Source organism: Staphylococcus caledonicus (assembly GCF_016238465.1).
Lineage (GTDB): Bacteria > Bacillota > Bacilli > Staphylococcales > Staphylococcaceae > Staphylococcus > Staphylococcus caledonicus.
On the sequence record NZ_JABTXV010000001.1, the window covers coordinates 779428 to 804394 of the forward strand.

22 protein-coding genes and 1 pseudogene are annotated in these 24967 nt (G+C 33.4%); 21 read left to right on the forward strand and 2 right to left on the reverse strand.

Features of this window, described 5'->3' with window-relative positions; genetic code table 11:
* The first annotated feature begins 71 nt into the window (after nucleotides 1–71).
* The 16 genes from HS848_RS03960 (at nucleotide 72) to hfq (ending at nucleotide 18820) form a co-directional block, all read left to right on the forward strand.
* On the forward strand, nucleotides 72–1832 hold the full coding sequence (locus HS848_RS03960; RefSeq protein WP_198611334.1) for a 2-oxoacid:acceptor oxidoreductase subunit alpha: 1761 nt from the start codon (nucleotides 72–74) through the stop codon (nucleotides 1830–1832).
* On the forward strand, nucleotides 1833–2699 hold the full coding sequence (locus HS848_RS03965) for a 2-oxoacid:ferredoxin oxidoreductase subunit beta (protein ID WP_107508412.1): 867 nt from the start codon (nucleotides 1833–1835) through the stop codon (nucleotides 2697–2699). It begins immediately after the preceding gene.
* A gap of 114 nt (nucleotides 2700–2813) precedes the next feature.
* Complete coding sequence (locus HS848_RS03970; protein WP_198611335.1) at nucleotides 2814–3434, forward strand: poly-gamma-glutamate hydrolase family protein; 621 nt, start codon at nucleotides 2814–2816, stop codon at nucleotides 3432–3434.
* A 64-nt stretch (nucleotides 3435–3498) separates the two neighbouring features.
* Entirely contained in the window at nucleotides 3499–3795 is a 297-nt protein-coding gene (locus HS848_RS03975) for a thiamine-binding protein (protein ID WP_107508414.1), read from the forward strand.
* 176 nt (nucleotides 3796–3971) lie between these two features.
* A complete protein-coding gene (gene miaB, locus HS848_RS03980; protein WP_198611336.1) occupies nucleotides 3972–5516 on the forward strand; it encodes a tRNA (N6-isopentenyl adenosine(37)-C2)-methylthiotransferase MiaB in 1545 nt (514 codons plus the stop codon).
* A 1-nt stretch (nucleotide 5517) separates the two neighbouring features.
* Complete coding sequence (locus HS848_RS03985; protein WP_198611337.1) at nucleotides 5518–5889, forward strand: RicAFT regulatory complex protein RicA family protein; 372 nt, start codon at nucleotides 5518–5520, stop codon at nucleotides 5887–5889.
* Between the two features lie 15 nt (nucleotides 5890–5904).
* The gene (gene thiW / locus HS848_RS03990; RefSeq protein ID WP_198611338.1) at nucleotides 5905–6396 is read left to right on the forward strand and encodes an energy coupling factor transporter S component ThiW; all 492 of its coding nucleotides are present in this window, start codon (nucleotides 5905–5907) and stop codon (nucleotides 6394–6396) included.
* Between the two features lie 260 nt (nucleotides 6397–6656).
* On the forward strand, nucleotides 6657–9317 hold the full coding sequence (mutS, locus tag HS848_RS03995; protein ID WP_198611339.1) for a DNA mismatch repair protein MutS: 2661 nt from the start codon (nucleotides 6657–6659) through the stop codon (nucleotides 9315–9317).
* Nucleotides 9318–9329: 12 nt separating this feature from the next.
* Complete coding sequence (gene mutL, locus HS848_RS04000) at nucleotides 9330–11342, forward strand: DNA mismatch repair endonuclease MutL (protein WP_198611340.1); 2013 nt, start codon at nucleotides 9330–9332, stop codon at nucleotides 11340–11342.
* Between the two features lie 15 nt (nucleotides 11343–11357).
* On the forward strand, nucleotides 11358–11891 hold the full coding sequence (locus HS848_RS04005) for a glycerol-3-phosphate responsive antiterminator (protein WP_198611341.1): 534 nt from the start codon (nucleotides 11358–11360) through the stop codon (nucleotides 11889–11891).
* 273 nt (nucleotides 11892–12164) lie between these two features.
* The gene (locus HS848_RS04010) at nucleotides 12165–12983 is read left to right on the forward strand and encodes an MIP/aquaporin family protein (RefSeq protein ID WP_198611342.1); all 819 of its coding nucleotides are present in this window, start codon (nucleotides 12165–12167) and stop codon (nucleotides 12981–12983) included.
* Between the two features lie 122 nt (nucleotides 12984–13105).
* Entirely contained in the window at nucleotides 13106–14605 is a 1500-nt protein-coding gene (glpK, locus tag HS848_RS04015) for a glycerol kinase GlpK (RefSeq protein WP_107508422.1), read from the forward strand.
* 150 nt (nucleotides 14606–14755) lie between these two features.
* The gene (locus tag HS848_RS04020) at nucleotides 14756–16429 is read left to right on the forward strand and encodes a glycerol-3-phosphate dehydrogenase/oxidase (RefSeq protein WP_198611343.1); all 1674 of its coding nucleotides are present in this window, start codon (nucleotides 14756–14758) and stop codon (nucleotides 16427–16429) included.
* Nucleotides 16430–16686: 257 nt separating this feature from the next.
* Complete coding sequence (locus HS848_RS04025) at nucleotides 16687–17622, forward strand: alpha/beta fold hydrolase (protein ID WP_107508424.1); 936 nt, start codon at nucleotides 16687–16689, stop codon at nucleotides 17620–17622.
* Entirely contained in the window at nucleotides 17623–18615 is a 993-nt protein-coding gene (gene miaA, locus HS848_RS04030; protein WP_408642058.1) for a tRNA (adenosine(37)-N6)-dimethylallyltransferase MiaA, read from the forward strand.
* Nucleotides 18578–18820: an RNA chaperone Hfq gene (hfq, locus tag HS848_RS04035; protein WP_107508425.1), complete on the forward strand. Its 243-nt coding sequence runs from the start codon at nucleotides 18578–18580 to the stop codon at nucleotides 18818–18820. The genes miaA and hfq overlap by 38 nt, the downstream gene beginning before the upstream one ends.
* Before the next feature lie 207 nt (nucleotides 18821–19027).
* Here the strand turns inward: hfq and HS848_RS04040 are convergent, their stop codons facing one another.
* On the reverse strand, nucleotides 19028–19504 hold the full coding sequence (locus tag HS848_RS04040) for a glutathione peroxidase (protein WP_107508426.1): 477 nt from the start codon (nucleotides 19502–19504) through the stop codon (nucleotides 19028–19030).
* Between the two features lie 110 nt (nucleotides 19505–19614).
* On the opposite strand from HS848_RS04040, the gene hflX reads away from it, so the two are divergent.
* The 4 genes from hflX to glnA all read left to right on the forward strand — a co-directional run bounded on the left by hflX (nucleotide 19615) and on the right by glnA (nucleotide 23942).
* Nucleotides 19615–20856, forward strand: a complete 1242-nt coding sequence (gene hflX / locus HS848_RS04045; protein ID WP_198611344.1) for a GTPase HflX — start codon at nucleotides 19615–19617, stop codon at nucleotides 20854–20856.
* A 16-nt stretch (nucleotides 20857–20872) separates the two neighbouring features.
* The gene (locus tag HS848_RS04050) at nucleotides 20873–22111 is read left to right on the forward strand and encodes a methionine gamma-lyase family protein (RefSeq protein ID WP_198611345.1); all 1239 of its coding nucleotides are present in this window, start codon (nucleotides 20873–20875) and stop codon (nucleotides 22109–22111) included.
* A gap of 132 nt (nucleotides 22112–22243) precedes the next feature.
* A complete protein-coding gene (locus HS848_RS04055; RefSeq protein ID WP_198611688.1) occupies nucleotides 22244–22582 on the forward strand; it encodes a MerR family transcriptional regulator in 339 nt (112 codons plus the stop codon).
* A 19-nt stretch (nucleotides 22583–22601) separates the two neighbouring features.
* On the forward strand, nucleotides 22602–23942 hold the full coding sequence (glnA, locus tag HS848_RS04060) for a type I glutamate--ammonia ligase (protein WP_107508430.1): 1341 nt from the start codon (nucleotides 22602–22604) through the stop codon (nucleotides 23940–23942).
* 143 nt (nucleotides 23943–24085) lie between these two features.
* Here glnA and HS848_RS04065 read toward each other — a convergent pair.
* Nucleotides 24086–24304, reverse strand: a pseudogene (locus HS848_RS04065) (tyrosine-type recombinase/integrase); the annotation flags it as partial.
* Nucleotides 24305–24563: 259 nt separating this feature from the next.
* Between HS848_RS04065 and HS848_RS04070 the strand changes: the two are divergent.
* Nucleotides 24564–24815, forward strand: coding sequence for a hypothetical protein (locus HS848_RS04070; protein WP_198611346.1), 252 nt, complete (start codon nucleotides 24564–24566; stop codon nucleotides 24813–24815).
* The last annotated feature ends 152 nt before the right edge of the window (nucleotides 24816–24967 follow it).

The following is a 24967-nucleotide window of genomic DNA, read 5'->3' on the forward strand; positions in this document are numbered from 1 at the left end:
GTTGACATAGTAAGACGGTGGTTATTTTTGTTATTATTTAATATGAATTATTTCCATAGGAGGCATATGGTATGAAATCACAAATATCGTGGAAAGTGGGCGGCCAACAAGGTGAAGGTATCGAGTCAACGGGTGAAATTTTTGCGACAGCAATGAACCGTAAAGGCTATTATTTATACGGCTATAGACACTTTTCTAGCCGTATAAAAGGCGGACATACGAACAATAAAATTAGAGTATCTACTTCACCAGTTCATGCAATTAGTGATGATTTAGATATTTTAGTCGCATTTGACCAAGAAACAATAGAACTTAATCATCATGAAATGCGTGAAGACAGTATTATTATTGCCGATGCTAAAGCAAAACCTAATAAACCAGAAGATTGTCGAGCTCAGTTAATAGAATTACCGTTTACTAGCACTGCAAAAGAGCTAGGTACAGCATTAATGAAAAACATGGTAGCAGTCGGAGCTACATGTGCAATTATGGATTTAAATACAACTACATTTGAAGAACTCATCACTAATATGTTCTCCAAAAAAGGCGAAAAAGTTGTTGAAATGAATATAGAAGCATTAAACCAAGGTTACCAATTGATGAAAGAACAGTTGAACACTGTAGAAGGTGATTTTGAACTAGAAGCTAATAACGAAGAGCCACATTTATACATGATTGGTAACGATGCTATTGGATTAGGTGCTATCTCAGCTGGTTCAAGATTTATGGCAGCATACCCAATTACTCCAGCTTCAGAAATTATGGAGTATATGATTGCTAATGTTCCTAAAGTCGGTGGTACAGTAGTTCAAACTGAAGATGAAATTGCGGCAGCTAATATGGCAATTGGTGCGAACTATGCAGGCGTCAGAGCATTTACAGCTAGTGCAGGTCCAGGTTTATCACTAATGATGGAAGCTATCGGACTTTCTGGTATGACAGAAACACCTCTAGTAATTATTAATACGCAACGTGGAGGTCCATCTACAGGATTACCTACTAAACAAGAACAGTCTGACTTAATGCAAATGATTTATGGTACACATGGCGATATTCCTAAAATTGTGGTAGCGCCTACTGATGCAGAAGATGCATTTTATCTAACTATGGAGGCTTTTAATTTAGCTGAAGAGTATCAATGTCCAGTCATTGTATTAAGCGATTTACAACTTTCATTAGGTAAACAAACAGTCAAACGTTTAGATTATAGTAAAATCAATATCAGTCGTGGCGAATTACTACAATCTGACATCGAACGAGAAGAAGACGATAAACAATACTTTAGACGTTACGCTTTAACTGGAAATGGTGTATCACCTAGACCAATTCCAGGTGTTAAAGGCGGTATTCATCATGTGACTGGTGTAGAACATAACGAAGAAGGTAAAACAAGTGAAGCTGCAGAAAACAGACGTCAACAAATGGAAAAACGTATGCGTAAAACAGCTAACTTATTAATTGAAAAGCCTGTTGAACTTAACGAGCAACATGAAGAAGCGGATATCTTGTTTATCGGATTTATCTCAAGTAAAGGTGCCATTCAAGAAGGTACTGCAAGATTAGATGCACAAGGTGTAAAAGTGAACACTATGCAAATTCGTCAATTACACCCATTACCAAAAGATATTATTCAAGAAGCAGTAAATAAAGCTTCAAAAGTAGTAGTAGTAGAACATAACTACCAAGGACAATTATCAAATATTCTTAAAATGAATACTAATATACAAGACAAATTAATTAATCAAACTAAATATGATGGTACGCCTTTCTTACCACATGAAATAGAAGAAAAAGGGTTAGAAGTAGTAAAAGAAATTAAGGAGTTGGTTTAATTGGCTACATTTAAAGACTTTCGTAATAATGTGAAGCCAAACTGGTGTCCTGGTTGTGGAGATTTCTCTGTTCAAGCAGCGATTCAAAAAGCAGCAGCGAATGTTGGATTAGAACCAGAAGAAGTTGCAATCATTACAGGTATAGGTTGTTCAGGAAGACTATCTGGCTATATTAATTCATACGGTGTTCATGGTATTCACGGTCGTGCATTACCATTAGCTCAAGGTGTGAAAATGGCCAACAAAGATTTAACAGTGATTGCATCTGGCGGTGACGGAGATGGGTACGCTATCGGTATGGGTCATACTGTTCATGCATTACGTCGTAACATGAACATGACTTATATCGTTATGGATAATCAAATTTACGGTTTAACAAAAGGACAAACTTCTCCATCTTCTGCGGTTGGATTTGTAACTAAATCAACGCCAAAAGGTAATATTGAAAAAAACGTGGCTCCTTTAGAACTTGCATTATCATCAGGTGCGACATTTGTTGCACAAGGTTTTTCTAGTGATATCAAAGGACTAACAAAACTAATTGAAGATGCTATTAACCATGACGGTTTCTCATTTGTAAATGTATTCTCACCTTGCGTAACATATAATAAAGTAAATACGTATGATTGGTTTAAAGAACATTTAGTAAGTTTAGATGATATTGAAGGTTACGATTCTACGGATAAACAATTAGCTATGAAAACTGTGTTAGATTATGAATCTTTAGTAAAAGGTATCGTCTATCAAGATACTGAAACACCTTCATATGAATCTCAAATCGAAGAATTAGATGAAGGTGCATTAGCTAAAAGAGACATTCATATCTCAGAACAAGACTTCGACAATTTAACTGCACAATTTGTATAAAAATAAATAATGACACGTGATTTTGGAAGCGGGATAGCGAGAACTTTGAAATTTTATAAGGGCGCTATCCCGCTCCTTTTACATAATAAAATACATATTGAAGTGAGGGCGGAGATGGATAAATATAAATCTATGCAAGAATTAGAAAGTAAAACTACTAAAAATAAAGATTGGGAGATTATTGCACAAGATAGAGAAAGTGAAATAACAGTATTAGCTATACACGGTGGAGGCATAGAACCAGCAACTACAGAATTGGCGTATATTATAGCTGAGAAAGGTAACTATAATTATTTTTCATTCAATGGAGTACGAACTAAAGGAAATAATGAGTTGCATGTGACTTCTACTAAATATGATAATGAAATTGCTCTAAATATGATAAGTGCAAGTGATAAAGCTATAGCGATACACGGATGTTTAGGTGAAGAAAGTGTCGTTTATATTGGGGGCAAAGATTTACACTTAAAAAGTGCTATCATACATGAATTAAAAGAAATAGGTGTAAATGTACAAGAAGCATCGAGACAAATGGCGGGTCTCAACCATCAAAATATCGTCAATAAAACGGCTAAAAACGCGGGAGTACAACTTGAATTAACCTCCACATTAAGACGCTCATTATTTAAAAACAATCAATTTAATTATAAAAGTAGACGTGATCAATCGAATTGGGATTACACGATGGATAAGGTAGCGAACGCTATAAAAGAAGCCATTGATAAAACAACTTAACTCAGATTTTTATGCATAAGAATGGTAGAATAGTAATAAAGAATATTTAATGAGGTGATTATCAATGCAAGATACATTAATGAGTATTCAAATCGTTCCAAGAACGCCAAATAATGAGAATGTTATACCATATGTCGATGAAGCTATTAAGATTATTGATGAATCTGGTTTGCATTTTAGAGTAGGACCACTTGAAACAACGGTACAAGGCGAAATGAGTGAATGCTTAATTTTAATTCAAAAATTGAACGAACGCATGGTTGAATTAGAATGCCCAAGTATAATTAGCCAAGTTAAGTTTTATCATGTGCCAGAAGGTATTACAATTGAAACTTTAACAGGTAAATACGACGAAGCTTAATTTAATAAGACACAACACAACTACATTGATTAGCCAAGAACATTAATTATAAAATGTTTGAGGCTTTTTTTATTATTTGTATTTAATCAATTTGCTTTAAACTCTTTTTGCACTTTAAGACTAATTTTAATATAATGTAATAATGGTATTAGGGCATATAGAAAGGATTTTTAAAAGTGAATGAAGAGCAAAGAAAAGCTGGTACGATAAATATTTTAAATGAACGTGATAAGAACGTAGAGAAAGATTATAGTAAATATTTTGAAAGTGTTTATCAACCGCCTAGTCTTAAAGAGGCACGTAAACGTGGTAAACAAGCTATCAATTATAATAGAGATTTTCATATAGATGATAAATTTAAAGGAATGGGCAAAGGACGTACATTCTTAATTAAAACATATGGTTGCCAAATGAATGCGCATGATACTGAAGTAATGGCAGGAATTCTACAGGCATTAGAATATACTGCGACTGATGATATCAACGAAGCGGATGTTATTCTTATTAACACTTGTGCTATCCGTGAAAATGCAGAAAATAAAGTATTTAGTGAAATTGGTAACTTAAAACATCTTAAGAAAAATAGACCAGAAGCCTTAATTGGTGTATGTGGTTGTATGTCTCAAGAAGAATCTGTTGTTAATAAAATTCTTAAATCATATCAAAATGTCGATATGATTTTTGGTACACATAATATTCATAAGTTACCTGAAATACTTGAAGAAGCATATCTATCAAAAGCAATGGTAGTCGAAGTTTGGTCTAAAGAAGGTGACGTAATTGAAAACTTACCTAAAGTCCGTGAAGGTAGTACTAAGGCTTGGGTAAATATCATGTACGGTTGCGATAAGTTTTGTACTTATTGTATTGTACCGTTTACTAGAGGTAAAGAACGTAGTCGTAGACCCGAAGATATCATTGAAGAAGTTAGAGGTTTGGCACGCGATGGCTATAAGGAAATTACTTTATTAGGCCAAAATGTCAATTCCTATGGTAAAGATATTAAAGACTTGGAATATGGATTAGGAGATTTACTTGAAGATATTTCTCATATTGATATTCCACGTGTTCGATTTACAACAAGTCATCCTTGGGACTTTACTGATCGTATGATTGAAGTTATCGCAAAAGGTGGCAATATAGTACCTCATATACATTTACCAGTTCAATCAGGTAATAATGCAGTATTAAAAATTATGGGACGTAAATATACTAGAGAAAGTTACTTAGACTTAGTAGCTAGAATTAAACAAGCAATTCCAAATGTAGCATTGACTACTGATATTATAGTCGGTTATCCAAATGAAACTGAGGAACAGTTTGAAGAAACACTTTCATTATATGATGAAGTACAATTCGAACATGCCTATACTTATTTATATTCTCAAAGAGACGGCACACCAGCAGCGAAAATGAAAGACAATGTGCCAGAGGATGTTAAGAAAGAACGTTTACAACGCTTAAACAAAAAAGTTGGGCAATATTCTGAAGAAGCAATGCAACAGTATAATGGTAAAACAGTGACAGTTTTATGTGAAGGTGGAAGTAAAAAAGACGCTTCAGTTTTAGCAGGCTATACTGAAAAAAATAAATTAGTTAATTTTAATGGCCCACGTGAAGCAATAGGCAAATTAGTAGATGTGAAAATTGATGAAGCCAAACAATATTCATTGAACGGAACTTTTGTTCGATTTCATGATGATGCATTGGTGACAAATTAGAATGTATACTAAAGACGAAATATTAAAACAGGCTGACCAACTTTCCCATAAAATTAAAGGGCTCGAAAGTATTAAATCCTATCAAAATATTGAAAAACAGATTCATGATAACCAAACTATTGAAGAGAAAATGAAGCTTTTAAAGAAACAACAAAAGCAATCTGTGAATCTTCAAAATTATGGTAAGAAACATGCATATGAACAATCTGAAGGCGAAATTCATACACTTGAGAATGAAATTAATAATTTACCTATTGTAGAGGAATTTCGTTCTGCTCAATATGAAGCGAATGATTTATTACAAATGATGATAAGTACTATGGAAAATAGATTAAATGATTATAATAAACAAGAACATGATGAGGATCATTAAGAAAGGAATAACACCATGAATACTAGAAAACTAACACTTACTGCTTTACTAATAGCTTTTAATGTTATCTTTAGTAGCTTTATTGTTATACCTTTAGGGCCAATTAAAGCAGCGCCAGTTCAACACTTTGTAAATGTATTATGTGCTGTTTTTGTAGGACCTTGGTATGGATTAGCGCAAGCTTTAATTTCATCAATAATTAGAATAACTTTTGGAACAGGAAGTTTTTTCGCTTTTCCTGGTAGTATGATTGGTGTTCTATTAGCGAGCGGTTTTTACATGTACCGTAAACATATTTTTATGGCTGCAGTTGGCGAAGTTATAGGTACAGGCATTATAGGTAGTTTAATGTGCATCCCTTTATCATGGGTATTAGGCATGCAAAACTTTGTTGTTAAACCGTTAATGCTCGCATTTATAATTTCAAGTTTTGTAGGAGCTGTAATAAGTTACATCTTATTAATCATGTTAAAGAGACGTGGGTTACTAGATAGATTTATGAAATAATAGATATATAGACTAATTAAATACAAGATTCTAAGGGATTATCATTTTGGGATAGTAATAATAAGAATAGAGATTCTTTTATCTACAACTTAAAATGGTAATCCCTTTTGTTTTATTTAATGAGAAAAGAAAGTTATAACGTACTTTCATTTTAAATTCTTAGTAATATGACTAACGAGCGATAACGCGTTTGTTATGTTAAAATATATGAGTTAAAAGTACATAAATAAAAAGTAATACTTTAGTAAGGTTGTGAAAATATGTCTACTCCGACACCGATGATGCAACAATATTTAAAAATTAAAGCGCAATATAAAGATTGTCTCTTATTTTTTAGATTAGGCGATTTTTATGAAATGTTTAATGAAGATGCCAAAGAAGCTTCAAGAGTTTTAGAGATTACGTTAACTAAAAGAGATGCCAAAAAAGAAAATCCAATCCCAATGTGTGGGGTTCCATACCATTCGGCGAATAGCTATATTGAAACACTTATTAATAACGGCTATAAAGTAGCTATATGTGAACAAATGGAAGATCCAAAGCAGACTAAAGGTATGGTTAAAAGAGAAGTTGTGCGAGTGGTTACACCTGGTACGGTTATGGAACAAGGTGGAATGGATGAAAACCAAAACAACTACATACTTAGTTTCATTAAAAATGAAAATAGTTACGCTTTAAGCTATTGTGATATATCAACGGGCGAACTAAAAACAACTCATTTTGAAGATGAAAGCACACTGATTAATGAAATTATTACTATAAATCCTAATGAAATTGTTGTTAATGAAGAAATAGATGAAGAGCTAAAAAAACAAATTAATTTAACTACGGAAACTATTACAATAAGAGACGAGATTTCTGATGCAAATTATGAAGTTAATGGATTAGATAATGGAGAAACATATCTGTCTACTCAATTATTATTAGATTATATTTATCACACACAAAAAAGAGATTTATCACATATCGAAGATGTAATCACTTATGCGGCTATTGATTTTATGAAAATGGATTATTATGCCAAAAGAAACTTAGAATTAACCGAAAGCATTAGGCTTAAATCTAAAAAAGGCACATTATTGTGGTTAATGGATGAAACGAAGACACCAATGGGCGCGCGCCGATTAAAACAATGGATTGATAGACCATTAATTCATAAGGATAAAATTGAAAAACGCTTAGATATGGTAGAGTTATTTATTAACTACTTTATTGAACGAGATACGTTACGAGGCTATTTAAATCAAGTGTATGATATTGAAAGATTAGTCGGACGTGTAAGTTATGGTAACGTGAATGCAAGGGATCTAATTCAACTAAAACATTCCATTTCTGAAATTCCTAATATTAAATCGTTACTGAATGAGATGGGCGAAAAAACTACTCAGCAATTTGATGCGTTAGAACCACTAGAAGATTTATTACAAGTGTTAGAAGACAGTTTAGTAGAAGAACCTCCAATTTCGGTAAAAGATGGCGGCATATTCAAACAAGGATTTAGTAAACAATTAGATGAATACTTAGAAGCATCTAAAAATGGAAAAGACTGGTTAGCGCAATTACAAGCTAAAGAACGAGAACGTACAGGTATTAAGTCTCTAAAAATAAGTTTTAATAAAGTATTTGGATATTTTATTGAAATTACTCGCGCAAATCTTCAGGGGTTTGAACCTACTAATTTCGGTTATCATCGTAAACAAACGTTATCAAATGCTGAAAGATTTATTACAGATGAACTTAAAGAAAAAGAAGATATTATTTTAGGTGCAGAAGATAAAGCGATTGAGCTTGAATACCAATTGTTTGTTAGACTAAGGGAACATATTAAAACATATACGGAACGTCTACAGAAACAAGCAAAAATTATATCTGAATTAGATTGTTTACAGAGCTTTGCAGAAATTGCACAAAAATATAATTACGTTAAGCCACAATTTAGTGATGATAAAAAGTTAGAACTTGAGAATTCTCGTCATCCAGTAGTGGAACGGGTAATGGATTATAATGATTATGTTCCAAATGATTGTACGTTAGATAAGGATAACTTTATTTATTTAATTACTGGGCCGAATATGTCTGGTAAATCAACGTATATGCGCCAAATAGCTATTATTAGTATTATGGCTCAAATGGGCGCTTACGTTCCTTGTGATTCAGCAATATTACCTATTTTTGATCAAATTTTCACAAGAATAGGAGCAGCTGATGATTTAGTTTCAGGTAAAAGTACATTTATGGTAGAGATGTTAGAAGCGCAAAAAGCGTTAACCTACGCGACCGAGGACAGCTTAATTATCTTTGATGAAATCGGTAGAGGGACATCAACATATGATGGCTTAGCATTAGCACAAGCTATGATTGAATATGTTGCACAAACCTCACATGCTAAAACATTATTCTCAACACACTATCATGAATTAACAACATTAGACCAAGAACTTTCAAGCTTGAAGAACGTTCACGTAGCGGCAGACGAATATCAAGGAGAATTAATCTTCTTACACAAAGTTAAAGACGGCGCAGTTGACGATAGCTATGGTATACAAGTGGCTAAATTAGCTGATTTACCTGAAGAAGTGATAAACAGAGCTCAAGTGATACTAAATGCATTTGAACAAACAACTACTCACAATGAGGATTTCAATAATATAAATAAACCTAGTTTAAATAGTACTACTCAAGCAATACAACATAGTGATGTGAACTCTAACGTGGAAGAGTTACCAAGTATAGATATTCAAGCGAATGAAGAGACCAGTGATAAAACACAAAATGCATTCGAACAAACAAGCTTTGATTTATTTGAATCTGAAGAAAAAATGAGTGCTCTAGAAGAACAAATTAAAAACTTAAACATATCTAATATGACCCCTATTGAAGCGTTATTAAAATTAAGTGAATTACAAAATCAATTGAGATAGAGGTGTTGATTCATGGGGAAAATAAAAGAGTTACAAACCTCCCTAGCAAATAAAATTGCTGCCGGTGAAGTCGTAGAGCGTCCAAGTTCAGTTGTCAAAGAACTTCTTGAAAATGCAATTGATGCCCAATCAACTGAAATTAATATTGAGGTTGAACAATCCGGTATAGCTTCAATCCGAGTGGTAGATAATGGAACTGGAATTGAACAAGATGATTTGAAACTTGTTTTTCATAGACATGCCACAAGTAAATTAGACGCCGACGATGATCTTTTCCATATTAGAACATTAGGATTTCGAGGTGAAGCTTTAGCTAGTATTTCATCAGTCGCAAAAGTAACTTTAAAAACGTGCACAGATAGTGAAAATGGACATGAAATATATGCTGAAAATGGTGAAATAATTAGCGAAAAGCCAGCAAAAGCTAAAAAAGGAACAGATATTACAGTAAAATCATTATTTTATAATACTCCTGCGCGTTTGAAATATATTAAGAGTTTGTATACCGAATTAGGTAAAATTACAGACATTGTGAATCGTATGGCAATGAGTCATCCTGACATACGAATTTCATTAGTTTCTGATAATAAAACGTTACTTAAAACAAATGGTTCGGGTAAAACAAATGAAGTGATGGCTGAGATTTATGGTATTAAGGTAGCTAAAGATCTAGTACACATCGAAGGAGATACAAGTGATTATCACTTAGATGGATATGTCGCTAAACCAGAACATTCACGTAGTAATAAACATTATATTTCTATTTTTATTAATGGACGTTATATTAAAAATTTCGTTTTAAATAAAGCTATTATTGAAGGCTATCATACACTCTTAACTATCGGTAGGTATCCTATTTGTTACATTAATATTGAAATGGACCCAATACTTGTAGACGTTAACGTGCATCCTACTAAGCTTGAAGTAAGATTATCTAAAGAAGAACATTTGTATGATTTAATTGTTAAAAAAATACGTGAAGCTTTTAAAGATAGAATCTTAATTCCGCAAAATGATTTAGATAAAACACCTAAGAAGAATAAAGTATTACATACTTTTGAACAACAAAAATTAGACTTTGAGAAAAAACAGAAAATGCGTAATCAAGCGACAAATGATACTCAACCAGGTTATCAACCAACTGAGGATAGCTTTACGGAAAAGCTAAATGAAGACACATATAACGACTATCAATCTGACAATAATGATTTAGCAATCGATAAAAATAATGATGAATCATCCCTTCATAATAATAAACGTAATGAAGACGTCGATTACTTCCAAATTCAAAAAGAAATTTTAAATAGTATCGATAGAGCTGAAATTGAAGACGCAAATACAGACACGAACGATACAGAGACTTCTAAAGATGACTTAAATGAAGCTACAAATAATATTCAGCAGGACGATATAAAAGGGAAAGTCAGTTCTACACCTACACGCAGAGTTCCATATATGGAAGTAGTTGGCCAAGTGCATGGAACGTATATTATCGCGCAAAATGAAAATGGTATGTTTATGATTGACCAACATGCTGCGCAAGAGCGTATTAAGTATGAGTATTTTAGAGAAAAAATTGGTGAAGTAACTAATGAAGTTCAGGACTTACTTATTCCTTTGACCTTCCACTTTTCAAAAGATGAACAGATGATTATAGACCAATATCAAGAAGAATTAGACAAGGTGGGCGTGCATTTAGAACACTTTGGTGGCCATGATTATATTGTAAGTAGTTATCCAGTATGGTTCCCTAAAGCAGAAGCGCAAGAAATTATACAAGATATGGTTGAACTCGTCTTAAATCATAAAAAAGTGGATGTTAAGAAAATGAGAGAAGACGCTGCAATCATGATGAGTTGTAAAAAATCAATTAAAGCCAATCACTATCTAAAGAATAATGAAATGACCGATTTGATTGATCAGTTACGTGAAGCGGAAGATCCATTTACATGTCCTCACGGTAGACCAATAATTATTAATTTTTCAAATTATGAACTGGAAAAATTATTTAAACGAGTAATGTAGAGAGGAATTTAATAGATGAAAAACCATGTATTACCAGCAATTCGCAACATGAAAGATTTAGAGAAACTTACCAAAACAGATTATAAAATTTGTGTGTTATTAGATATGCATGTGGGACATTTAAAAAGTATTATGGACCTACTTAAGCAACATAATATTGAAGCTTTTATTCATATCGACCTTATTAAAGGTATGGCACACGATGAGTATGCATGTGAATACATTATTCAAACTTATCATCCAAAAGGTATTGTTTCTACAAAAACTAAAGTAATACAAAAGGCTAAATCATTAAATAAATTAACTATTTTCCGCGTTTTTATTATAGATAGTCAAGCATTAAACAGAAGTATTCATCTTATTAAAAAGGTAGAGCCAGATTATGTAGAAGTGCTTCCGGGGATTGCCCATAAAATCGTTAAAACTGTAGATCAAGAAACATCTTCTAAAATCATAGCAGGTGGATTAATTGACGAGGAAAAAGAAATTGATGAAGCCATTAGCAGTGGTGCAAGTTATGTAACTACTAGTAATCGAGCCCTTTGGTAAAACGTGATATCACATCAAATCGAGATTTATACTATTTCTTAAAATGAACTAAAGTATAAGTCTCGATTTTTAAATTCTAAATTAAAATAGATTGCAATATACGTTGTTACGCATGTTAATTGTGACAGTTTTTAGACATAAAACTATTGACAACGCTTACACAATTTATGTATTATTTAATCAAGTTAATATTTGATTAAGAGATGACGAGATTTCTGCAATGCCTTATTAGCGCTTTTGTAGGAATTTTTTTGTCTTATAGGAGGTTTATTCATGAATGTTTATATAGCGGAATTCTTAGGTACTGCTATTTTAATACTATTTGGTGGTGGCGTATGTGCTAATGTAAATTTAAAACGTAGTGCGGGCCATGATTCGGATTGGATAGTCATTGCAGCTGGTTGGGGATTAGCGGTAACTATGGGTGTTTACGCAGTTGGAAAATTCTCAGGTGCACATTTAAACCCAGCAGTGACGATTGCACTTGCGATGGATGGCGGATTTAGTTGGGCTCAAGTTCCAGGATACATAATTTGTCAAATGCTAGGTGGTATTGTAGGCGGTATGCTTGTATGGTTAATGTATTTAGCACATTGGAAAGCTACTGACGATCAGGGTGCCAAATTAGGCGTATTCTCTACAGCACCTGCAATTAAGAATTATTTTGCTAACTTTTTAAGTGAAATTATTGGTACGACAATTTTAACATTAGGAATTTTATTCATTGGCGTTAATAAAATTGCCGACGGATTAAATCCACTCATCGTTGGTAGTTTAATTATAGCTATCGGTTTAAGTCTAGGTGGGCCTACTGGCTATGCTATTAACCCAGCTCGAGATTTAGGACCAAGAATCGCTCATGCTATCTTACCAATCGCTGGCAAAGGAAGTTCAAATTGGGGCTATGCCATCGTGCCAGTATTAGGCCCTATCGCTGGTGGTATGCTAGGCGCAGTGATTTTTAAAGTATTTTATAAAGGACAATTTGATTTAATTTGTGCGGTTGGTATCGTAGTTGTGATTGCTACGTTATTATTAGGACTAGCACTAAATAAATCAAATAAATCTAAGGATATTGAAACTATTTATTAAATTTTAGTGATTTATAGTAGTTTTATGATTAATTTTTTTGGAAAAGTGCTATAACAATAGTACACTTCCATACTACTATTCCTATAGACGTTGGAACTACATTCTGAAAGGGAGAAATATTTATGGAAAAATACATCATGTCGATTGACCAAGGTACGACAAGCTCAAGAGCAATCTTATTTGATAAAGACGGAGAAATTAAAAGTGTTGCCCAAAGAGAATTTAAACAATACTTTCCAAAATCAGGTTGGGTAGAACACGATGCTAATGAAATTTGGACATCAGTATTAGCAGTAATGGCAGAAGTGCTTAATGATAATGAAGTTAATGCTGATCAAATTGAAGGTATTGGGATTACAAACCAACGTGAAACAACCGTTGTTTGGGATAAAAATACTGGACGACCTATTTACCATGCAATTGTATGGCAATCTCGTCAGACACAATCTATTTGTCAAGAATTGAAAGAACAAGGTTATGAAGAAACTTTTAGAAATAAAACAGGTTTACTATTAGACCCTTATTTCGCTGGAACTAAAGTGAAGTGGATATTAGATAACGTTGACGGCGCTAGAGAGAAAGCGGAAAATGGTGACCTATTATTTGGTACGATTGATACATGGTTGGTATGGAAATTATCTGGTAAACAAGCTCACATTACTGATTATTCCAATGCTAGCCGTACACTAATGTATAATATCTATGATTTAAAATGGGACGATGAATTATTAGAAATATTAGACGTTCCAAAAAATCTATTACCTGAAGTTAAAGCTTCAAGTGAAATTTACGCTCATACGAAAGACTATCATTTCTTCGGTCAAGAAATACCAATTGCTGGTATTGCAGGTGACCAACAAGCTGCGTTATTTGGACAAGCTTGTTTTGAACGTGGAGATGTGAAGAATACGTATGGTACTGGTGGATTTATGTTAATGAATACTGGTGAAGAGCCAGTTAAATCTGACAGTGGCTTATTGACTACGATTGCCTATGGTCTAGATGGCAAGGTAAATTACGCACTTGAAGGATCTATCTTTGTATCTGGTTCAGCAATTCAATGGTTACGTGACGGATTAAGAATTATTAATTCAGCACCTCAATCAGAGAACTATGCGACGCGTGTAGACTCTACGGATAATGTATACGTAGTGCCAGCGTTTGTTGGATTAGGAACACCTTATTGGGATTCAGAAGCAAGAGGTGCCGTATTTGGTTTAAGTCGTGGTACTGAGAAAGAACACTTCATTCGTGCAACATTAGAATCATTATGTTACCAAACACGTGATGTTATGGAAGCAATGGCTAAAGATTCTGATATTGATGTAAATAATTTACGTGTAGATGGTGGCGCAGTTAAGAATAACTTTATCATGCAGTTCCAAGCAGATATCGTTAATATCCCTGTAGAACGTCCTGAAATCCAAGAAACTACAGCATTAGGCGCTGCTTACTTAGCTGGATTAGCTGTAGGTTTCTGGAGCAGCAAAGATGAAATCGCTGATAGATGGCGATTAGAAACTGAATTTAAACCACAAATGTCTGAAGAAGACAGAACTAAGTTATATAAAGGTTGGAAGAAAGCGGTAGAAGCAACGCAGGTCTTTAAATTAGAAGATTAATCACTATTAATGGCTTAGTTTATAGAAGTGTGTTACTATATAGTCAAGTTAATATATTAGTCGAGATTTGAGAGACCTGTTTACATACAGCATGATTCTGTATGGACAGGTCTCTCTTTTTTCATAATAAATTATTGGAGGGGTATATTTATGGCTTTATCTACTTTAAATAGAGAAGTAATTAAAAAGAACTTAAGTAACGAAGAGTATGATGTAGTTATTATTGGTGGCGGTATTACAGGTGCAGGTATCGCATTAGATGCATCACAACGTGGTATGAAAGTCGCACTAGTTGAAATGCAAGACTTTGCGCAAGGAACAAGCTCACGTTCTACTAAACTTGTGCACGGTGGCTTACGTTACTTAAAACAAGCGCAAATTAAAGTTGTAGCTGAAACTGGTAAAGAACGTGCGATTGTTTATGAAAATGGACCACACGTAACGACTCCAGAATGGATGTTATTACCAATGCATAAAGGCGGTACATTTGGTAAGTTTACAACTAACTTAGGACTAACAATGTATGACCGTTTAGCAGGTGTTAAACGATATGAACGTAAAAAAATGTTATCTAAAAAAGATACATTAAATAAAGAACCGTTAGTTAAAAAAGATGGCCTTAAAGGTGGCGGTTATTATGTAGAATACCGTACTGATGACGCACGCTTAACTATCGAAGTTATGAAACGTGCTGAAGAAAAAGGCGCTGAAGTTATCAATCACACTAAATCTACTAACTTCATTTATGATTCAAAATCTAAGGTGAACGGTATCGAAGTTCAAGACCTTTTAACAGGTGAAACATATCAAATTAAAGCTAAAAAAGTAATTAATGCTGCAGGACCTTGGGTAGATGAAGTGCGTAAAAAAGACTATACACGTAATAACAAACAGTTACGTTTAACTAAAGGCGTACACGTGGTTATCGATCAATCTAAATTCCCTTTAAGACAAGCTGTTTATTTCGATACTGAAAAAGACGGCCGTATGATTTTCGCTATCCCACGTGAAGGTAAAGCCTATGTCGGTACCACAGACACATTTTATGATAATGAAAAAGCGAAACCATTAACTACACAAGAAGATAGAGACTATTTAATCGATGCGATTAATTATATGTTCCCAGACGTAAACGTTAAAGATGAAGATATTGAATCAACATGGGCTGGCGTACGTCCGCTTATTTTAGAAGATGGCAAAGATCCTTCAGAAATTTCTCGTAAAGATGAAATCTGGGAAGGTGAATCAGGACTTCTAACTATCGCAGGTGGTAAATTAACAGGTTATCGTCATATGGCGTTAGAAATTGTCGATTTATTAGCAAAACGTTTAAAACAAGAATATAGTTTAAAATTCGCTGAATGTGCAACGAAAGAAACACCAATTTCTGGCGGTGACGTTGGCGGTAGCGATAACTTTGATAATTTCGTCGCACGTAAAGTAGATGAAGGTAAAGCAATTGGACTTGATGAAGATGCAGCTTATCGCTTAGCTTCAAAATACGGTTCTAACGTAGACTTATTATTTAATATTGCCCAAATTGCTAAAGACCAAGACTTGAAATTACCATTAGAACTTTATGTACAATTAGTTTACAGTGTTCAACACGAAATGGTTTATAAACCTACTGACTTCTTAATACGTAGAACTGGTAAATTATATTTCAATATTAATGAAGTTAAACAATATAAAGATTTAGTTATTGATGAGTTAGGAAAATTATTAAACTATACTCAAAGCCAAAAAAATGAATTCACAAAAGAACTTAACTTAGCTATTCAAGAAGCTACACACGGCAATGACCAATTAGCAGTGAAAAAATAATAGTATCAATATAAGTTTATAGAAAAGCCTAGTAAAACTACTAGCAAGTTAGCAATTACGCTAATATTGTTAGTAGTTTTTTTAGTATACATAATGCTTTAAGTTAGAAAACATTGTTATTTATAAATAGCGGAAAACAGTTTATTGATGTTACATAATTACTTACAATTTGATAACATTAAAAAGTACAGGTATATTAAGGTGAATATAAATTTTAAATGAAGTATTAGCACTAATTTTCGATAGGAGGCATATGCGTGAGTCAAAATTCTTATAAAATAACCGTTGAAGACGGCACGATGATAGAAGTTAAAATTGATAAGGCCAAAATAGCTACATTTGGTGTCGTTCACATATTTCACGGAATGGCTGAGCATATGGATCGTTACGAAGCACTCGTTCAATCTTTAACGCAACAAGGGTATGATGTTATTAGACATAATCATAGAGGTCATGGGAGAGACATTGATGAAAATGAGCGCGGCCACTATGATGATATGAATACGATTGCGCAAGATGCATATGAAATAGCACAGACATTACACGACGTTAATAAAGATGTACCTTATATTGTATTAGGGCACTCAATGGGGTCAATCATTGCTCGATTATTTGTTGAAAAGTATCCGGATATCGCACAAGGTCTTATTCTAACTGGCACAGGGCAATATCATAGATGGAAAGGTATACCCGCAATGGTTGGACTAAAATTAATCACTTTATTTGCTGGAAAACGTAGTAGATTAAAATGGGTTAACCAACTTGTATATAAATCATTCAACAAGAAAATTAAACAACCGGAAACATCAAGTGATTGGCTTTCTTCCAAACGCGATGAAGTAGATAAATATGTTAAGGATGAATATTCAGGATTTTTAGTTTCAAATCAGTTAATCTACCAGACTGTAAAATATATGACTAAAACGGCAAGCTTAAGACAACTTAAAAAAATGAACCCATTATTACCTATACTCCTAATATCTGGTAAAGATGATCCGTTTGGAGATTATGGTAAAGGGATTAAAAACTTAGGTAAAAAATTTAAACACGCTGGTATTAAACATATTACTGTTCAATTATATGCACATAGAAGACATGAAATTTTATTTGAAGAAGATGAACAAATGATTTGGAATCATATGTTCGATTGGATTCAGAAACAAGTTTTAAAAAACAATCAAGGTGAGGGATAAATGTTGAATGAAGCAGTAAAACCATTTTTAGTGGTGATAGTAGGGCCCACCGCTTCAGGGAAAACAGAATTAAGTATCGAATTAGCGAAGCGGATAAATGCCGAAATTATAAGTGGCGATTCCATGCAAGTATATAAACAAATGGATATTGGTACTGCTAAAGTAACACAACGTGAAATGGATGGAATACCTCATTATATGATAGATATTTTAAATCCTGATGCTAACTTTTCAACATATGATTTTAAAAAAAGAGCTGAAGTATTAATAGACGATATAACATCAAGAGGGAAAACTCCTATCATTGCTGGAGGCACTGGATTATATATTCAATCATTAATTTATGATTATCCCTTTGACGATGAAACTGTTTCAAAAGAAACTGAAGAACTTACACAACAGAAAATGTCGGAACTTGAAGCTCTTGATAATGAGGCATTACATAATTATTTAGCGACGTTTGATAAAGAATCAGCGCATGATATTCATCCAAATAATAGAAAAAGAGTGCTTAGAGCTATTGAATATTTCTTAAAAACAAAAAAACTTTTAAGTTCTCGAAAGAAAGTTCAACAATTTACAGAAAATTATGATACATTATTAATAGGGATTGAAATGTCGCGCAAAACATTATATTCAAGAATAAATAAACGTGTAGATATTATGTTGAGCCACGGGTTATTTGATGAAGTGAAGTTGCTGATTGAACAAGGTTTTGAATCGACTCAGAGTATGCAAGCGATAGGTTATAAAGAGCTTGTTCCCGTTGTAAAGGGTGAGTTAGCTTTAGACCAAGCAGTTGAAACTTTAAAACAACATTCTAGGCAATATGCTAAGCGACAATTGACATGGTTCAAGAATAAATTAAATGTTCAATGGTTTGATAGAGAGAGAATGACACTTCAAATGATGTTAGATGAGATTACAACCCAAATAAATAAAAGGAGTTCTAGACATGATTGCAAACCACAACATCCAAGACCAAGCACTTGAGAATTTTAAAGCTGAAAAAGTAGAAATCACAGTATTCTTTTTAAACGGTTTTCAAATGAAAGGTGTTATTGAAGACTTTGATAAATACGTTATTAGCTTAGTATCTCAAGGCAAACAACATTTGATTTACAAACATGCGATCAGCACGTTTACTGTTGATACTGAATCTGCGGATGCAGAAGAAACAGTAGCGAGTGAAGAATAAGTTGTAATTAAAGTGCACTATTGTAAGTTCTTGAGAGCGTAGACAACGGTCTTCAAGTTTATATCTCTTACAATACACTCATCCAATTTTTTAGCACTTTTAGACAAATGAAGGAAATGTTTGTAATAAAGAAGCTTCATGCTAGAGAGGAATCTGTATAGATTTTCATCTCTAGCATGAAGCTTTTAATTTTATGTGATTGAAAAGTTATAATAATTTTTCGATATCTTTTTCGATTTGAGCTGGTTTTTTCTGAGGTGAGAAACGACTTACTACGTTACCTTCACGGTCTACTAAGAATTTAGTGAAGTTCCATTTAATTTTTTCATTTAACATGCCTTTAGCAGCATCTGTTAAATAACGGAATAATGGATGTTGGTTTTCGCCTTTTACATCTATTTTTTCATGAATAGGGAATGTAACACCATAATTGATTTTACAATTTTGGTTTGCTTCAGCTCCAGAACCAGGTTCTTGATTACCAAACTGGTTACAAGGGAAACCTAACACAACAAATCCTTGATCTTTGTATTTATCATATAATTTTTGTAAACCATCAAATTGTGGTGTAAAGCCACATTCACTGGCAGTGTTGACGATTAACATAACATCGCCTTTATATTCTTCTAATTTATAATCTTCACCATTAGATTTTTGGACTACGAAATCATAAATATTTTCCATATTATCACCCTTTCAATTTAATTTTAACTTAACACAAATTACTATGTTAGTCTTTGAAAATGCTCTATGATAAAATGTTTGAGAAACATAAAAAAGAGGAGATGTATAACGTGGCTCAGCAAACTACACATGATACGAAGAAAAGATTAGAAACTGCTGTTTTAATCGGTGTACATGCTCAAAATGATAATCAATTTAATTTTGATTCAACAATGGAAGAACTAGAAGCTTTATCTCTTACTTGTCAGCTAAACGTCAAAGGACAAGTGACTCAAAACAGAGAACAAATCGATCATAAATATTACGTAGGTAAAGGTAAAATCGATGAAATAAAAGCTTTTATAGAGTTTCACGATATCGACGTGGCGGTTACCAATGATGAATTAACTACCGCGCAATCAAAAACATTAAATGATAACTTGGGCATAAAAATTATTGATAGAACACAATTAATCTTAGAAATATTTGCCTTACGCGCCAAAAGTAGAGAAGGTAAATTACAAGTCGAACTTGCACAATTAGATTATTTACTGCCACGCCTACAAGGACACGGTAAGAGCTTATCACGTCTTGGCGGTGGTATAGGAACACGTGGTCCTGGTGAAACGAAATTAGAAATGGACCGTCGTCATATAAGAACACGTATGAATGAAATTAAACATCAATTGCAAACGGTCGTTGAACATCGTGAACGTTATCGTAATCAACGTGAAAAGAATCAAGTCTTTCAAATTGCGCTTATCGGTTATACCAATGCAGGTAAATCTTCATGGTTTAACGTTTTATCTGATGAAACAACATTTGAAAAGGACTTACTCTTTGCTACGCTTGATCCGAAGACACGTCAAATTCAAATTAATGAAGGGTTTAACTTAATTATTTCTGATACAGTTGGATTTATTCAGAAATTACCTACAACATTAATCGCGGCATTTAAATCTACATTAGAAGAAGCAAAAGGTGCGGACCTATTGTTACATGTGGTTGATGCTAGTCACCCTGAGTACCGTTCACAATATGATACGGTTAATCGTCTAATTAAAGATTTAGATATGAATCAAATCCCTCAGGCAGTCATTTTCAATAAAAAAGATCAGTGTGACGCTAACGATGATGAACTAGTGTCAGAAGTACCTTCAGTCTTTGTATCAAGTCGCGACGATAATGATAAATCTAAAGTGAAAGATTTAATGATTAATCAGATTAAAGAGGCATTAATATATTATGAAGAAGCGGTGCCAAGTACTAACGCGGATAGATTATATTTCTTAAAACAACATACATTGATTGAGCGTATGGACTTTGATGAAGATAATGAAAGCTACATGATTAAAGGATTTAAAAAACAATAAAAGGAAGTAAAATAGAATGTCAGAAATTAAGAATGTCATTGCTCAGGTGGAAGAAACGTTAATTCCATATTTTAAAGAAATTGAAGAAACAGCATATGTTAATCAAGAAAAAGTGTTAGACGCTTTTCATCACGTAAAGGCGACTGAAAGTGATTTAACGGGGACAACAGGCTATGGTTATGATGACTTTGGACGGGACCATTTAGAAGAGATATATGCCCATACGTTTAAAGCTGAAGATGCTATAGTGAGACCTCAGATTATTTCAGGTACGCATGCAATTACGTTAGCACTTCAAAGTATGCTTAAATATGGTGATGAATTGCTTTATATTACTGGCAGTCCTTATGATACTTTACTTGAAGTAATAGGTGTGAATGGCAATGGCATTGAAAGCTTAAAAGAACATGGTGTGACTTATAATGAAGTTGCTTTGAAGAATGGACAAATCGATGTTGAAAAAGTCCTAACAACGATATCTAGTCAAACAAAAGTCGTTGCGATACAACGTTCTAAAGGGTATGATCAACGTCCTTCTATTACCCTTGATGAAATGGAACAGGCTATTACTAAAATCAAACAACAATACCCTGATATCATTATTTTCGTAGATAATTGTTATGGCGAATTTGTAGAACGACGTGAACCTATTGAAATTGGAGCTGACTTAATTGCAGGCTCTCTTATTAAAAATCCAGGTGGAGGCCTCGCTAAAATCGGAGGCTATATTGCTGGTAAGAAAGATTTAATAGAGCGTTGTGGTTATCGATTAACGGCTCCAGGTATTGGTAAAGAAGCAGGCGCGTCACTCTATGCTTTACAAGAAATGTATCAGGGATTTTTCCTTGCGCCACATGTAGTTAGCCAAAGTTTAAAAGGTGCATTATTTACAAGTTTATTTCTTGAAAAGATGAACATGAAAACAGTACCTAAATATAATTCGAAACGTACAGATTTAATTCAAACCGTGCAATTTGAGACAAAAGAGCAAATGATTGCATTCTGCCAAAGCATTCAACACGCTTCTCCAATTAATGCACATTTTAGTCCTGAACCAAGTTATATGCCAGGGTATGAAGATGACGTCATTATGGCTGCTGGCACGTTTGTACAAGGGTCGTCAATCGAATTATCAGCCGATGGTCCAATACGACCACCTTATGAAGCTTACGTCCAAGGCGGTTTAACATATGAACATGTAAAACTTGCAGTGACTCGTGCAGTAGTTAATTTAAAAGAACAGAATTTAATCTAATAAATAGTATCAGAATCACATGTCAGAAAACCTAACATATTTTTGTAATCTTAAATAAACTGTGCTAAATTATAATCAAGTTCAAAAATAGGGGTGAGGTTATAGGTGTCTAACGATAAGCTCAGACGTAATATGGCCGTATTCTCTATGAGTGTTGTATGTAAATTAACAGAACTGACAGCAAGACAAATCCGCTATTACGAAACACATGAACTTATAAAGCCCGAGCGTACTGAAGGAAATAAACGATTATTTTCAATGAATGATTTGGAAAGACTTTTAGAAATTAAATCTTTAATTGAAAAAGGATTTAACTTAAAAGGTATTAAACAAATCATCACAGGTGACCAAGGGCATTTAACAGAAGATGAACAAGAGGTTAGAAAAAGAATGATTGTAGAAGCAACGCAAAAACCAACTGGTGAAGCTTTGCCAATAAATCGTGGCGATTTATCACGGTTTATTAAATAAATATTTGGAGGATCTCTACATGCCTAAACGTACATTTAGTAAAGATGACATTCGTAAATTTGCAAAAGAAGAAAACGTAAGATATTTAAGATTACAATTCACTGATATCTTAGGTATCATCAAAAACGTTGAAGTGCCAGTTAGCCAATTAGAAAAAGTATTAGATAACGAAATGATGTTCGATGGCTCTTCAATCGAAGGATTCGTACGTATTGAAGAATCAGATATGTACTTACACCCAGATTTAGATACTTGGGTAATCTTCCCATGGACTGCTGGTCAAGGTAAAGTAGCACGTTTAATCTGTGACGTTTACACAACTGACGGCGAACCATTTGCTGGTGACCCACGTGCCAACTTAAAACGCGTATTAAAAGAAATGGAAGATATGGGCTATACAGACTTCAACTTAGGGCCTGAACCTGAATTCTTCTTATTCAAATTAGATGAAAAAGGCGAACCAACGTTAGAATTAAATGATGATGGCGGTTACTTCGACTTAGCACCAACAGATTTAGGTGAAAATTGTCGTCGTGATATCGTATTAGAACTTGAAGATATGGGCTTCGATATCGAAGCAAGTCACCATGAAGTTGCACCTGGTCAACACGAAATTGACTTCAAATATGCAGATGCAATTTCAGCTTGTGATAATATCCAAACATTTAAATTAGTTGTAAAAACAATCGCACGTAAACATAATTTACATGCTACATTTATGCCAAAACCATTATTTGGTGTAAACGGAAGCGGAATGCACTTTAACGTATCATTATTTAAAGGTAAAGAAAATGCATTCTTCGATCCAAATGGTGAAATGCAATTAACAGAAGATGCATTCCACTTCACAGCAGGTATCTTAAACAACGCACGTGGATTTACTGCAGTATGTAACCCACTTGTTAACTCATACAAACGTTTAGTACCTGGTTACGAAGCACCATGTTACATCGCATGGAGTGGTAAAAACCGTTCACCATTAGTACGTGTGCCTTCATCAAGAGGATTATCAACTCGTATTGAAGTTCGTTCAGTTGACCCAGCAGCTAACCCTTACATGGCTTTAGCTACTATCTTACAAGCTGGTTTAGACGGAATTAAAAATAAAGACAAAGTACCAGAACCAGTTAACCAAAATATTTATGAAATGAACCGTGAAGAACGTGAAGCAGTAGGTATCCAAGATTTACCATCTACACTTTACACTGCATTAAAAGCTATGCGTGAAAACCCTACAGTCAAAAAAGCGTTAGGTAATCACATTTACAATCAGTTTATTAACTCTAAATCAATTGAATGGGATTATTATCGTACCCAAGTGTCTGAATGGGAACGCGATCAATATATGAAACAATATTAATCTTTAAGACAAGTGTGTTAAAGCTTAGAGATACAAGGAGTTAAGGCTTATCGCCTTAGCTTCTTTTTTTCATAAAATTGGGCAACTAAGTTATTAAAATTAAACTGATTTCATTAAAATGGGCAACTTTTGGGCAACTAAATTTAAAATACATTCTTAATATACTTCTCAAAGTTTTCTTTAGCATCATCATTCATTTTCTTAGTTACATGACTATATACTTCACTAGTGATAGCTTCGGATTTGTGGCCTAAACGTTCTTGAATTACTTTCATAGGTACGTTACTTTCAAGTAATAAAGTAGCGTCTGTATGTCTAAGTTTATGAATACTTAACCTATTTTCTTTGCCTAATAATTTTTTGAGATGTTATAAAATTCTATTTAATAATCTTAATTTAACAGGTGTACATAACTACGACTACACAAAAATTGAAATTACTTTTAAACCTAATTTGTCTAATTATTTATTTGAATCTATTGAAGTATTTAATGCACTTAGAGCATGATGCTCTTGAACATTATTTAATGAATAATTATTATTATAAGTATATATACGCTCATAAAATTGTGGGAAGAAAATATGATTACTCAAGATATATTGAATAAGTAAGGTGATATAGGTGCTTATATTAAGAAAATTAAATGAAGATGAACAAATTATTAGATATGAATATGTACCACAAGGTGACATCAAAAATGGTAAAGGCGAGATAGTTGTTAATAAATTAAGTTCAGAGGTAAAAGAATATAGTTTGTCTAAATTAGAAATTAATAAAAATATTTTAACTTATAGAAATAAATCGTTTCTTGCAATCTTAGATTTTATTGAGGAAGGTAAATTTCCTATTAAATATTTATATGCGTGGTATTGAAAATAGCATCCTTTCTGCATAGACAGAGAGAAAGTGGTGCTATTTAACACCTTGACGGTAAAAGTCATTGCTAAATTAGCAGTAGGAGCCATTAAAATTGTTTGAAAATTCTGATTAAAGTTATTGCAGTATCTAAATTAATGATATAATTG

Bases quoted from the DNA above. Each gene is read 5' to 3' on its own strand.
- miaA (WP_408642058.1), top strand. From the start codon at position 17,623: ATGTTGAATGAAGCAGTAAAACCATTTTTAGTGGTGATAGTAGGGCCC.
- HS848_RS04005 (WP_198611341.1), top strand. From the start codon at position 11,358: ATGAAAAACCATGTATTACCAGCAATTCGCAACATGAAAGATTTAGAG.
- HS848_RS03970 (WP_198611335.1), top strand. From the start codon at position 2,814: ATGGATAAATATAAATCTATGCAAGAATTAGAAAGTAAAACTACTAAA.
- thiW (WP_198611338.1), top strand. From the start codon at position 5,905: ATGAATACTAGAAAACTAACACTTACTGCTTTACTAATAGCTTTTAAT.
- HS848_RS03985 (WP_198611337.1), top strand. From the start codon at position 5,518: ATGTATACTAAAGACGAAATATTAAAACAGGCTGACCAACTTTCCCAT.
- HS848_RS03960 (WP_198611334.1), top strand. From the start codon at position 72: ATGAAATCACAAATATCGTGGAAAGTGGGCGGCCAACAAGGTGAAGGT.
- HS848_RS04010 (WP_198611342.1), top strand. From the start codon at position 12,165: ATGAATGTTTATATAGCGGAATTCTTAGGTACTGCTATTTTAATACTA.
- HS848_RS04020 (WP_198611343.1), top strand. From the start codon at position 14,756: ATGGCTTTATCTACTTTAAATAGAGAAGTAATTAAAAAGAACTTAAGT.
- HS848_RS03975 (WP_107508414.1), top strand. From the start codon at position 3,499: ATGCAAGATACATTAATGAGTATTCAAATCGTTCCAAGAACGCCAAAT.
- HS848_RS04040 (WP_107508426.1), bottom strand. From the start codon at position 19,504: ATGGAAAATATTTATGATTTCGTAGTCCAAAAATCTAATGGTGAAGAT.
- hfq (WP_107508425.1), top strand. From the start codon at position 18,578: ATGATTGCAAACCACAACATCCAAGACCAAGCACTTGAGAATTTTAAA.
- glnA (WP_107508430.1), top strand. From the start codon at position 22,602: ATGCCTAAACGTACATTTAGTAAAGATGACATTCGTAAATTTGCAAAA.
- mutL (WP_198611340.1), top strand. From the start codon at position 9,330: ATGGGGAAAATAAAAGAGTTACAAACCTCCCTAGCAAATAAAATTGCT.
- HS848_RS04055 (WP_198611688.1), top strand. From the start codon at position 22,244: ATGGCCGTATTCTCTATGAGTGTTGTATGTAAATTAACAGAACTGACA.
- glpK (WP_107508422.1), top strand. From the start codon at position 13,106: ATGGAAAAATACATCATGTCGATTGACCAAGGTACGACAAGCTCAAGA.
- HS848_RS04050 (WP_198611345.1), top strand. From the start codon at position 20,873: ATGTCAGAAATTAAGAATGTCATTGCTCAGGTGGAAGAAACGTTAATT.
- mutS (WP_198611339.1), top strand. From the start codon at position 6,657: ATGTCTACTCCGACACCGATGATGCAACAATATTTAAAAATTAAAGCG.